The 12562-nt window shown below is 66.5% G+C and carries 10 protein-coding genes; all 10 read right to left on the minus strand.

The features are described from left to right. Positions 1-109 precede the first annotated feature (109 nt). The 10 genes from KVP70_RS00905 to KVP70_RS00950 all read right to left on the minus strand — a co-directional run bounded on the left by KVP70_RS00905 (position 110) and on the right by KVP70_RS00950 (position 12559). Positions 110-565, minus strand: coding sequence for a cache domain-containing protein (locus KVP70_RS00905; protein WP_217940145.1), 456 nt, complete (start codon positions 563-565; stop codon positions 110-112). A gap of 114 nt (positions 566-679) precedes the next feature. After that, positions 680-1969, minus strand: coding sequence for an NAD(P)/FAD-dependent oxidoreductase (locus tag KVP70_RS00910; protein ID WP_217940146.1), 1290 nt, complete (start codon positions 1967-1969; stop codon positions 680-682). Then, positions 1966-3312, minus strand: a complete 1347-nt coding sequence (locus KVP70_RS00915) for a glutamine synthetase family protein (protein WP_217940147.1) — start codon at positions 3310-3312, stop codon at positions 1966-1968. Before KVP70_RS00915 ends, KVP70_RS00910 begins: the two co-directional genes overlap by 4 nt. 98 nt (positions 3313-3410) lie before the next feature. Further along, the gene (locus tag KVP70_RS00920) at positions 3411-4136 is read right to left on the minus strand and encodes a TetR/AcrR family transcriptional regulator (RefSeq protein ID WP_217940148.1); all 726 of its coding nucleotides are present in this window, start codon (positions 4134-4136) and stop codon (positions 3411-3413) included. A gap of 55 nt (positions 4137-4191) precedes the next feature. After that, the gene (locus tag KVP70_RS00925) at positions 4192-5628 is read right to left on the minus strand and encodes an amidase (protein ID WP_217940149.1); all 1437 of its coding nucleotides are present in this window, start codon (positions 5626-5628) and stop codon (positions 4192-4194) included. Between the two features lie 14 nt (positions 5629-5642). Continuing rightward, entirely contained in the window at positions 5643-7175 is a 1533-nt protein-coding gene (locus tag KVP70_RS00930; protein ID WP_217940150.1) for an aldehyde dehydrogenase family protein, read from the minus strand. Positions 7176-7196: 21 nt separating this feature from the next. Further along, positions 7197-8753: a flavin monoamine oxidase family protein gene (locus KVP70_RS00935; protein ID WP_217940151.1), complete on the minus strand. Its 1557-nt coding sequence runs from the start codon at positions 8751-8753 to the stop codon at positions 7197-7199. 18 nt (positions 8754-8771) lie between these two features. Continuing rightward, positions 8772-10115, minus strand: coding sequence for an APC family permease (locus KVP70_RS00940; RefSeq protein WP_217940152.1), 1344 nt, complete (start codon positions 10113-10115; stop codon positions 8772-8774). 1 nt (position 10116) lies between these two features. After that, on the minus strand, positions 10117-11544 hold the full coding sequence (locus tag KVP70_RS00945; RefSeq protein ID WP_217940153.1) for an amidase: 1428 nt from the start codon (positions 11542-11544) through the stop codon (positions 10117-10119). Between the two features lie 25 nt (positions 11545-11569). Then, positions 11570-12559, minus strand: a complete 990-nt coding sequence (locus tag KVP70_RS00950) for a YCF48-related protein (protein WP_217940154.1) — start codon at positions 12557-12559, stop codon at positions 11570-11572. Positions 12560-12562: the final 3 nt, after the last annotated feature.

Below are 12562 nucleotides of genomic sequence, written 5' to 3' on the forward strand. Positions count from 1 at the left end.
ACCGGCAACATCGCAAGTTATCGATAACAGACGGAATCGTATCACAGCTGGTGCCGGTTTGCCGCGTTTTTTTCACCGGCAAATGACGCGGCGGGAAGTGGCGTCCCGTTTACTTTCCTTTGTAGATGCCGGCTTCCAGGATGATGTCGCCCTGCTTGACGAAGTAGGTCGATTTCTTCTCGATCTCGCCGGTGGCCGGGTTGTTGTAGCGGTAGTCGACCCAACCCTTGCCCTTGGCCTGGGCCGTGTCGATAATCTCCTTGCGGAACAGCTTGCCGTCCGCATCCGGCAGCACCACCATGTTCTTGCCGACCAGCTTGGGGTTGGTCGGATGTGCCAGTTGGGTGCCGTCCAGCGCACGCACGGTCAGGTAGGTGTGCTCGTTGACGAACTCGGGATTCTTGTTGTTGACTTCCTTGATCAGGGCTTCCTTGCCATTCTTTTGCAGATAGCTGGCGCCCTTGTCCACCATCGCCACGGCGGCGGCGGCCGTGTCGGCGGCCAGCGCCGGCAAGGAGGTCAGCGCGGTTGCGGCCAGCAGTACGGACAGGATAGTATTTTTCATTGTGTGTCTCCGAAAGTAGTAAATCGCCGCTGCAATGGCGGCAAGGAACTATATCAGTTCTACAACGGGCGCCGGCCACTCCCCCGCTACGTGATTTCCCTCATTGGCGACGGCCTAGCGCAGCCGTTCCAGCATCAGGAAATACCACATCCCCAGCGCCAGCATGTGCCGCCCCAGCCAGTCGCCGACCGGCGCGCGCACATGGCTGAAGCGCTGGAACACGTCGAACTGGTCCATCGTTCCCGCGATGGCCTTGGCCATGACCTCGCCCACGATATGCGAAGTGGCAAGGCCGTGACCCGAGTAGCCCTGCGCGTACCACACATTGTGCGCCAACTTGCCCAACTGTGGAATCCGGTTGATGACGATGCCCATGTCGCAGCTCCATTGGTAGTCGATCGCCACCCCGCGCAGCTGCGGGAAGGTGCGCTCGATGCACGGCCGCAGTTCGGCCGCGATATCGCGCGAGGCCTGGCCCGAGTAGTTGGCGCCACCGCCGAACAGCAGCCGGCCGTCGGCCGTGGTGCGGTAGTAGTCGAGCACGAAGCGGCTGTCGTACACCGCCACGTCCTGCGGATTGATCTGCCGCGCCAGCTCCCCCAACGGCGCTGTGGCGACGATGCCGCCGGCGGCCGGGAAGATCATGCCGCCCAGCCGGCGCCGCTCCAGCTTGTGGCTGACATCGCCCGCCAGCAGGATCTGGTCGGCGACGATGCGCCCGCCCTCCAGCCGCAGCGACGGGGTGGCGCTGTGGATGATCTCCAGCACCGGCGACTGTTCGAAGATCAGCCCGCCCAGGCTGGCCAGCGCGCGCGCCTCGCCCAGGCACAGGTTGAGCGGATGCAGGTGCAGGTTGCGCTGGTTGTAGATGCCGCCGTGGTACAAGGGCGTGGCCAGGAAGCGGCCCATGTCGCGCGCCTCGACCAGTTCCACCATGTCGCCCATGTCGCGCCGGACCAGCTCTTCGTAGGTCGCGCACATCGCATGCATGTCGCCCGGCTTGTAGGCTGCATGAAAGTGGCCGAATTTGAGGTCGCACTCGATGCCGTACTTGGCGATGCGTTGGCGGATAATGTCCTGCCCGCGCCAGCGCAGGTTCCAGATGAAGTCCTCGGCCACCTCGCGCCCGGCCCGGCGCGTCAGCTGCCGCAGGATCGCGCCGTCGCCCGACAGGCTCCCCGTGACCTGCCCGCCGTTGCGGCCGGACTGGCCCCAGCCGATGCGGTGCGCCTCGACCAGCGCGACCCGCTTGCCCTGCTCCGCCAGCTCCAGCGCCGTGGCCAGGCCGGTGAAGCCGCCGCCGATGACGGCGACATCAACCCGCACTTCACCGTCCAGCTTCGGATAGCGCGCCGTGCTGTTGGCGGTGGCGTTGTAGTAGGAATGGATGCGTTCGGTACTCATGCCAGCTCAAGGTAGCGTTGCAGCTCCCAGTCCGTGACGCTCTGGTTGAACTGGGCCACTTCCCATTGCCGGGTCTGGACGAAATGGTCCACGAATTCCTCGCCCATCAGTTCCCGCGCCAGCGGCGAACGCTCCATCGCGGCGGTGGCCTCGGCCAGCGTGCGCGGCAGGCGTTCGACCTGCTCGGCGCCGCTGTTGGCGCCGGTCACCGGCTGCAATTCCAGCGCCAGCTTGTGCTCGATGCCGTACAGCCCGGCAGCCAGCGCGGCGGCGATCGCCAGATAGGGGTTGGCGTCGGCGCCGGCGGTGCGGGTCTCCAGCCGCATGCTGTAGATGCCGCCGGGGATCACGCGCAAGGCGGCGTTGCGGTTATCCACCGCCCAGGTCGGCTTGACCGGGGCCAGGTGATGGTCCACCAGCCGTTTGTAGCTGTTGATGAACGGCGCCAGCATCGGCAGCAGATGCGGCAGGCAGTGCAGCTGGCCGGCGATGAAGTGGCGCATGGCGTCGCTCATGCCATGTTCACGCTGCGCATCGTGGAAGCAGTTGCGGCCGTCGCGCCACAGGCTCTGGTGCAGATGCTGGCCGCAGCCGGCGTAGTCGGTCGAATACTTGGCCATGAAAGTGTTCAGCAGGCCGTGGCGGCGGCCGATCTCGCGCACCGATTCCTTGAACAGCACGGCGCGGTCGGCGGTCTTGAGCGCGTCGCCGTAGCGGATCGCCGCTTCGAAGTTGCCGGGGCCGGCCTCGGTGTGCAGCGCTTCCAGCGGCACGTCGATGGCGTTCAGGCTGGTGAACAGTTCGCGCACGAACGCTTGCCGGGCGCCGAGGCGGAACGGCGAATAGTTGGTCATGCCATGGGTCGCGGTCCGCAGATCGCGGTAGCCCTTGGCGCGCACCGACACCTCGGTCTCGTCCAGCACAAACCATTCGAACTCGGCGCCCACCTGGGCCGAATAGCCGAGCGCGTCGGCCTTGGCCAGCACCCGTTTCAGCACCTGGCGCGGGCAGATCGGCAACGGCGTGCCGTCGGCGCGGGTGTGCTCGCCGATGATCAGCCAGCAGTTGTCGTCCCACGGCAGTTGGCGCGCGGTGGCCGGGTCCAGCACCAGGCCCATGTCGGGAAAGCCGGTGTGGAAACCGGTGAAGCTGACCTGCTCATACAACTGGTCCTGGATATCCCAGCCGAAAACGGCGCTGGCGATGGTGCCGCCGCCGTCCAGCATGCTGGCGATCTTTTCGCCGGACAGGTGCTTGCCGCGGCTGACGCCGTCGATATCGGTGACCAGGAAACGGGCATAGGGCTGGCCTGCCAGCGAGTCTTTGGAAAAAGTTGGGTTCATGAATGCTCTCGATGCGATAGGTCCTGCGGATGCGCAGGCGCACGCCACCGGCGCGAACGCCAGTGGCCGGATGGAACAGCAGTAGGGGCGGCGAGAACTTAGGTGACGTCGGGCGGCGCTTCAGGACGTGGCTTGGCCAGGCGCCCCTGTTCGTTCAACAGCATCATGTGGCTGGCCAGCGCGTGATGACAGATCAGGCGGTGGCTCTCGAACAGCTCGGCATGCGCCGGATCGCGCATGATCGATTCGATCAGGATATGGTGGTCGAGGATGGTCATGGTGCGCGCCATGACGCCGCAGTGATCCTTGTCGACATACGGCACCAGGAACTGGATGGCATCGGTCAGCAGGGCTTTCACCTGCAGGTCGATCTCGTGTTCCAGCGCCTTCAGCGCCGGCACCGACGACAGCAGCGTGATCAGCTCGCTCACTCCCGGCACCTGCTGGTACAAGGGCTTGACGGCGGCGTAGACCATGCCGAGATAACGGATCAGATCGGTACAACCGGTTTTGGACGGATGGATGGCGGCCACCGCGTCCTTGACTTGTTGCAGCCACTGGCTGGCCAGCGCGTGCACGACAGCTTCCTTGTTGGGGAAGTATTCGTACAGGCCGCCCACCGACAGGCCCGCCGCCTCGGCGATGCGCTTGGTGGTGAGCTTGCCCAGGCCGCCGCGCGCGATTTCCTGCCCGGCCGCCTTGAGGATGACCTCGATCGTCTTGATGCCGCGCTCCTGCTGCGGAACGCGCCGCTTGGCGGCAGGCTTGACGGCGGCCTTGGCGCTGGCCGGCGCCACCTGGGCGAGGGATTCTTTTTTTTGCATACGTTTCAATGACTGTTCGAATTGCGGCGCAGAGCGCCGATTATGCCACAGCAGTTCAAGCCGCCGGGCCCATGGTGGGAAAGCGTTCGATGAACAGTTTCGACGTGCCGGCCCGCGCGTGGTTGGCGCCGACCCGGAACACCGTCTCGTCGTCGTAGGCGTTGGCGACGATTTGCATGCCGGTCGGCACGCCGAGCTCGGACAGGCCGGTCGGCACCGCCATCACCGGATAACGGTTGAGCAGGTTGAACGGCGGCGTCAGGCACCAGCCCAGGTAGGCGTCGATCTGGTGGCCGTTGATGTCGAGCATGGGCTCGGCCACCGGGTCCTGGTTGGCGGCCAAGTCGGTGGTCAACATCGAGGCGCAGATGAAGGCGCTATAGCCTTTGCCCCACACCTTGTCCTGCATCTCGCGCTGCAAGCGCTGGCCCAGCGCGGCGCTCGGCATGATCGAGGCGCGCGGTCCGCCGGCCTTTTCGTACAGATCGGCGGTGTAGCTGTTGAGCTTGTGCGCCTCGGCGCGCGGGATGTCGCGCATGAACTCGTCCACGAACAGCGCGCGCAAGCCTTCCAGCAGGACGTTGTTGATTTCTTCCAAGTCCCAGTTCAACGTCACTTCCTCGATCACCGCGCCGCGCTCGCGCAGGCCGTCCAGCGCCGCCATCATATTGCTGCGGATATCGTCCGCCAGCGCAGGATGGCCGAACGCCGGGCTGTAGGCGATGCGCATGCCCTTCAGGTCGCCGTATTCGGTCGGCAACGGCGTGAATGGCAACGTGGTGTAGGAGTTCGGATGCGGGCCGCCCAGCACGTTCTGCATCAGCACCAGGTCGTCGAAGGTGCGCGTCATCGGGCCCTCCACCGCCTGCGTCATGTATTCGTCGCCGGGCGCGCAGGCCAGGCGGCCGAATGGCGGCTTGTAGCCGTACACGCCGCACAGCGATGCCGGCAGGCGGATCGAGCCGGCCATGTCGCTGCCGGTGGCCAACGGCGCCACGCCGGCCGCCAGCGCCGCGCCGGAGCCGCCGCTGGAACCGCCGCAGGAATACGCGGTCGCCCAGGGATTTCCGGTCACGCCATACAACTTGCTCCAGGTATGGCCGAGCACGCAGAACTCTGGATTGGAGGCCTGGAAGTACGGAATCGCGCCCGCTTCCAGCAGCTTGTCGACGATGGGATGGTTCTCGGTGGCGATCTTATCGCGGTAAACCAGCGAGGCCAGCGGACGCGGCCAGCCCTTGACGCTGGTCTCTTCCTTGATGATCACCGGCACGCCTTCCAGCGGACGAGCCGTGCCCTCCGCATAACGACGGCGCGCCTCCAGCGCCATCGCGCGGGCCGCGTCCAGGTGCAGGCTGGCGGCGCAGTTCACCGTCTCTTGTTGACGGTGGGCCGCTTCGATCAGCGTTTCCAGGTAGTCGGCCGGGTCCAGCGTTCCGGTGCGGAATTGCGCCAGCAGTTCGGTGGCGGGCAGGTAGTTTGCGTGTTGCATGAAATATCCAGTCTTTATTCGTCAGTTGCAGCCGCTTGGGCCGGGTAAAACGCTGCGTCCGGGCGGGGCAGCCACCAGTCGTGGATGCGCGGCTGGTGATCGAGGATGACCATCTTGCTGCGGCGGAAGGCGTCCAGTCCCTGCCGGCCCAGCTCGCAACCCAGGCCGGACATCTTGCTGCCGCTGAAAGGCAGCGCATCGTTGTCGATCAGCGGGTTGTTGATCCAGACCATGCCCGACTCCAGCCGGTTGGCCGCTTCCATGGCCTCGGCCAGGTCGGTGGTGAAGACCGAGGCGCCCAGGCCGAATTCGGAATCGTTGGCCAGCCGCAGCGCCTCGTCGAAATCGGCCACGCGGCAAATCGCCGCCACCGGGCCGAAGCATTCTTCGCGCATGATGGCCATCTGCGGCGTGACGCCGGTGAGGATGGTCGGCTCGTAGAACCAGCCGGGCGGGCCGTCCGGCGGTATGCGGCCGCCGCAGACGATCTGGGCACCCTGCTCCACCGCCTGCTGCACCAGCCGCGCCACCTTGTCGCGCGCGGCCTGGCTGACCAGCGGGCCGATCTCTGCCCTGCCCATGCCGTCGCCCACGCGCAGCTGCACCGTGCGACGGGCGAACTCGGCGACAAACGCATCGTGGATCTGGTCGACCACGAAGAAACGTTCGGACGAGGTGCACACTTGCCCCGTCAACAGGAAGGCTGAGTTGACGCAACCGGCCGCCGCCACTTCCAGCGGCGCGTGGCGCGAGATGATCATCGGATCGCTGCCGCCAGCTTCCAGCACGCAGGGCTTCATGCGCTCGGCGCAGGCCACGCCGACCGCACGCGCCGCCGCCACGCTGCCGGTGAAAGCCACCGCGTGGGTGCCGTCCGATTGAATCAGCAATTGCGCGGTGTGGGCGTCGCCGGGCAGGCAGGACACCAGGCCGGCCGGCAAGGCGGCGAAGTACTCCATGAAGCGCAGCGTGCACAGCGCGGTCGCCTCGGCCGGCTTGATGATGCAGGCGTTGCCGGCGGCCAGCGAGGCGGCCACGGTCCAGCACAGCAGCAGGATCGGATAGTTGAACGGCAGGATGTGCACGCTGACGCCGTAGGGCTCGTAGCGCATGTGCTGGAATGAGCCGGCCTGGTTGGTGCCGGCCACCTTGCCGCCGTCGTCACGCGCCATTTCGGCGTAGTAGCGGAACACCGAGGCGCAGATCGACAACTCGCCAACTGCGTCAGGATAAGGCTTGCCCATCTCGCGGCAGATCAGCTTGGCGACCTCGCTACGGATGGGGGCGTTTTCCAGCGCGTGGGCGATGGCGTGCAGCAGCGCGGCGCGGCTGGCGGTGTCGGTCTGCTTCCACAGCTTTTGCGCGCGGTTGGCCGAGGCCACCGCCCGCTCGACATCGGCTTCCGCGCACACCGGGTGGCGCCCCACGGACGCCAGCGTGGCCGGATTGACGGCCTGCTTGGCCTGCCCGGTCAGCGGCTCGACATAGCCGCCGTCCAGGTAGACCTGCGCGCGCAGCGGGGTGAAACAGGAAAAATTCACATGCATCTTGGTTCCAATTGATAAAGTTTAGTGTCCCTGCACTGCACGGGCGATGACCTTGGCGCAGCGCTGGCCGGTTTCCACCGCGCCGTTTAGGAAGCCCGAATGCAGCACCGATGCGTGCTCGCCGGCGAAATGGCAATTCCCTTGCCGCACGCCGGCATAGCCGTACCATGTGGTGTAGCTGCCCTTCGGATGCGCGGTGTACGCGCCCTTGGTCCACTGATAGCCGGGCCAGTAGTTCAGCACCACGCGGCCATTCCACAGAGGCTTGATGCCGGGGAAGGTCAGGTTCAGGCCATCCAGCATGTCGACCGCCTTGACGTTGATCGGCTTGTCGTTCATCGCCAGCGCCACAGCGTCGCCCGAGAAGCAGGTCAGGATGCCGGCCGTGCCGGGTTGGGCACGGGTGACTTCCCAACTGATCTGATAGCCGGTGTCGTTGTCGCTCAGGCCGGTGTAGCCCTGCTCGCGCCAGATGCGGCGTTCGAACTGCATCTGGAACTTCGCGTGCATGCCCATGCGGAAGTTACGGATGGTGTCGACCTTGCGCGCGTCGAAACCGGCGCCGCTGTAGTCCACGGCGCTTTGCAGGATGGAGAACGGCAAGGCCAGCACCACGTGGTCGGCCTGCACCTGGACCGTGTTGGCGCCGTTCTTGAAGGTCAGGCTGTAGCTGTTGTCGGCGTTCTTGGCGATGCGGGTCAGCGCATGGTTCTTGACGATCTGCCCGCTATTCAGTGTGGCCGCCATACGGCTGACCAGCTGGTCGTTGCCGCCACGGATGTGGAAACGCTCGTCCGACGCCTTGGGCGCGAAGAAACCCACCAGGTCGAGCGCGCTGGTCTCCGTCGCGGCGATGCCGGACGAGGCGTCCATGAGCAGCTTCAACAGCTTGCCCTGGCGCGAATCGAGGCCGCCGGGGACGTAGGCAGTGATGTAGTCGGTGACCGACATATTGTCCAGCTCCGCACCGCGCACGCTGTGGTTGTCGTAAGTCTGCGGCCAGGGCGCCGCCTTGTTGTCGGCGTCGATCTGCCCGACGAAGGCGTCGAAGTCGACCACTTGCTCATCCCAGGTGTAGCGCGAGCCGTCGATCCAGAAGGTGAGCTCACCGCCCTGCGCTTCGTCGTAGGCGTTCAGGTCATCGAGTGTCAGGCCCAGTTCGGCGGCCAGCAGGCGCAGTTCCATATGGCCGGTGTCGATCAGCTCGCCGCCGTTCTCCGCCACCTGGCCGGGGAAGCTGGTGGTGTTGGACGAGCAACGTCCACCCAGATGGTCCGACCCCTCGTACACCGTGGCGCAGACGCCCGCCTTCTTCAATTCATAGGCGCAGGCCAGGCCGCCCAGGCCGGCGCCGACGATGACCACGCGCACATCGGTGCTATTGCGATGAACGCGGTGTGCCGCCATCAGCGGGCCGCTGGCCAGCATGGCGGCCGAGCCAACGGCCGACAGCTTGAGCAGCGCGCGCCGCTCGCGCAGCATCGCCAGCGCCGCCTCACTCGACAAGCCGTGCCGCTTGCGCAGGCGGGCCACCTCCATGACGGAGGCCAGGATACGCTTCAAAGGAGAATGTGCCATGTTGTCTCTTTCTGATTGTTATGGGTTGGTCTGCTGGAACACGTCGCGGGGAGCTTCCTGGCTGCGTCGCGAAAACAGCCAGTAACCCAAACCGGCCACGAACCAGCAGCCACCCACGGTCAGCGCCGTGGCGTTCAGGTTGATGAGGATAATCAGCACGGCGGACAGCCCGCACAGCGGCACGATCACATGCGCCCACCAGCGGCGTCCGTCATGCCGGCCGAAATGCGTCAGCACCGACAGATGTACGAACAGGAAGCCGACCAGCGCACCAACGCTGATGAAGATCGCCAGGTCGCTGATGTTGTTGCGCATCAGCAGGGCGATGCCCAGCGAAATGGTGGTCGACACGATCATGGCGACATAAGGGTTGCCATGCCGGCGATGCACTTTGGCCAGCACTGACGGCAGGCTGCGGTCGCGGCCCATGGCGAACAGCACCCGCGCCACGCCCACCTGCATCGGCAGCACGTTCGGCACGCCGACCACCAGGATCAGGAACCACGCCAGCGCCAGCGAAGCCTTGTGGCCGCCGATAGAGGCCAGCAGTTCGTAGATCACCGTGGCCGGGTCCTGAATCGGGAAACCCACCAGCAGATTGCCCACCACCCACGAGGTCAGCACGAAGATGCCGCTGGTGATGGCCAGGTTGGTCATGATGGCCTTGCCGACCACGCGGGTGTTGCCATCCTTGACTTCCTCGGCCAAGGTCGACACCGCGTCGAAGCCCAGGTAGGACATCACGCAGATCGAGGTGGCGGCCAGCACGCTGGCGCCGTGGAACTTGCCGGCGTCGATCAGCGGCGCCAGCGTCAGCGCCCCGCTGCCATGGCCGCCGAATAGCGCGAACACACACATCCCGACGATGACCAGCACCGCCGCCAGTTGCAGCACCACCGACAGGAAGCTGACACGCGAGGTCACGCTGATGCCGAACCAGTTCACCGCAAACGTCGCCGCCACCGTCGCCACGATCCAGGTGGCGCGGTCGCCGTGCGGCACCAGCTCCTCCAGGCTCACCGCGCACAGGGCGTAGGTGAAGGCCGGCACCAGCAGGTAGTCCAGCAAGATCATCCAGCCGGCGATGAAGCCGGCGAAGCGGCCCATGGTCTGGCTGGCGAAGCCATACACCGAGCCGGCGCTGGGCATGGCCGAGGTCATCACGGCGTAGCTGCTGGCCGTGAAGTACACGCACAGCGCGCCCAGCAGGTAGGCCAGCATCGGCAGGCCGCCGGACACGGTCCAGACGAAGCCGGCCATGGTCAGCGGCGCCACCGGCGCGGTATAGGCCAGGCCGTAGAACACCAGGTCGCCGTAGCCGAGGGCGCGCTTCAGCTTGCCATTTTGAGTGGCGTCAGACATATCAGCTGGCTCCTAGTGGATGGCGGGCCGTCATGGCCGGATCGGGACGCTTGCCTTGCCACACGCCCGCCTCCACCGCCGCGCCGATGCGGAACACGGTGGTCTCGTCGAAGGTGCGGCCGACCACCTGCACGCCGGTGGGGATGCCGTTGCTGGCGATGCCCGACGGCACGCTCAGCACCGGGTGCCGGCTCAGCAGGTTGAACGGGTAGGTCAGCGCGTCGTTACGCAACACCGCCATGCTGTCGCGCTCGCCTTCGGCCAGGCCGCCGATGGCGCCCATGGTTGGGCAGATCAGCGCGTCGTAGCGGCTCATCACCTCGGCCAGCGAGTCGTACATCCGGCCGGTGGTGACGTCGGCGGCCAGGTACTGCTCGCCCGTCATGCACAGGCCGGCGGCGGCGAAATGGCGGATGTAGTCGCTGGTCTCCAGCTCCTGCTCCAGGATGCGGACGGCGAACGCGCGGCCGGTCTCGTAGCCCAGGCGGTGTTCCAAGGCATCGGCGGCGCTGCGGTCCCAGCCTAGCGACACCTGCTCGACGATGGCGCCCTGCGCGCGCAGCGCCTGCACCACCCGGTCCATCGATTGGCGCACATCGGCGTGGACCTGGCAGAAGTCCAGGTCGTAGGACAACGCGATGCGCAAGCCCTTCACCGGCAGGAAGTCCAGCGGCACCTCCAGCTTGGGGCTGATGGTGGCCGGGTCGCGCACGTGCGGACCGTTCATGATATTGAACATCAGCGCGCAATCGGCCACGGTGCGCGCCATCGGGCCGATGTGGTTCATCGGATGCAGCGCGTAGGCGATCGGCGAAACCGGAACGCGGCCGTAGCTGGGCTTGAGGCCGACCACGCCGCAATAGCTGGCGGGAATGCGGATCGAGCCGCCGATGTCGGAACCGGACGCCAACGCCGTCAAGCCGGCCGCCAGCGCGGCGCCGCTGCCGCCGCTGGAGCCGCCGGGCGTCATCTCGGGATTCCACGGGTTGCGCGTCACGCCGTGGCGCACCGAGCGGGTGAAGCCGGCCATGTAGAACTCCGGCACGTTGGTCTGCGCGTGAATCACGGCGCCGGCGTCGAGCAGGCGCTGGCTGACCGGGGCGTTGACCGTGTCCGGCGTGTTCCCTTGCAGCCAGGAGCCCTTGGTGGTGACCCAGCCGACCAGCGTGTGCTCGTTCTTCAGCGAGACCGGGATACCTTCCAGCGGACGCGGCATGGCGCCACGGCCGCCGTAGGCCTGCTCGGCGTCGCGCGCGGCGGCCTTGGCTTCCTCGCGGCGCTGGGCGCTGAAGGTGTTCAGCACGGGTTCGAGCCGGTCGGCGCGGGCCAGGCAGGCGTCCAGCAGTTCCACCGGCGACAGGTCGCGCGAGCGGAACAGCTGCAGGGCCTCGGTAGCGGGCAGGTAGCAGAGTTCATCGGATTTATGCATGTTCGTGTGTCCTTGTGAGGTCGATCTATTTGTGGTCCGCCGGGGCCGGGCCGCGGGCGGACATCATGGGTGGGGTGCCGCCGGCCAACGGCAAGGCGGCCGACAGCGGCAGGCGACCGGTCCGGTAGCTGGCCTGCACGCTGGCGCCGTCGTCGGCGCTGCGCAGGATCAGGCCGTCCTGGCCCACGGCGAGCACATCGTGTCCGTTGCCGGTGCGCACCACGCTGGTGATCGAGGCGGTGCTGCCGGTGGCGATGCGGGTCCAGCTTAGTCCGGCGTCGCCGCTGCGGTACAGCGCGCCGCGCAGGCCGCCGACCAGCAGTCCGCCGTCCCGCAATGCGGTGCCGGTCCAGAACGAACCTTTGTAGCCGGTGGGCAGGTAGTTCCAGCTGACACCTTGGTCGGCCGAGTGCAGCACATAGCCTTTTTCTGCGGCCGCATACAACGCCCCACCCTGGCCGGCAAACAGGCCCAGCAGGTTCAAGTCGGCGCGACGGGCGCCGGCGGGGGCTTCAAGTTCACGGGTGGTCCAGTGAATGCCGCCGTCGGCGGTGGTCAACACCAGCGACCACAGGCCGACTGCCACGCCGTGCTGCGCATCGAAGAAATGCACGGCGAACAATGGGCGGTCCTGCTCCGGCTGGCTGCGCTGCACTGTCCATTCCTCGCCGCCGTCGCTGGTATGCAGGATCACGCCGGCATGGCCGACCGCCCAACCTTCCTGGTCGCTGGCGAAGGATACGGACGTCAGCGTGACGTCCAGCGGCGCCTTGCCGGCCTGGCGCCATTGCTTGCCCTGGTCGTCCGACAGCAGCACGACGCCATGCGCGCCGACCGCGACGATGCGCTTGCCGGCCCAGGCGGTGGCCAGCATGCCGGCCTGGGCCGCATGGGCAACATTGGCGGCCGCACGCAATCCCACCGGCCAGGCGGTCGGTTCGGCGCCAACGGCGAGCGGCAACAGCGCGGCGGCCCCCAGCAGTCCGACCCAGATATGTTTCAAGTTACGGTTCATAAT

It is taken from the genome of Duganella violaceipulchra (assembly GCF_019166075.1).
In the GTDB taxonomy this organism is placed as follows: Bacteria; Pseudomonadota; Gammaproteobacteria; order Burkholderiales; family Burkholderiaceae_D; genus Rugamonas; species Rugamonas violaceipulchra.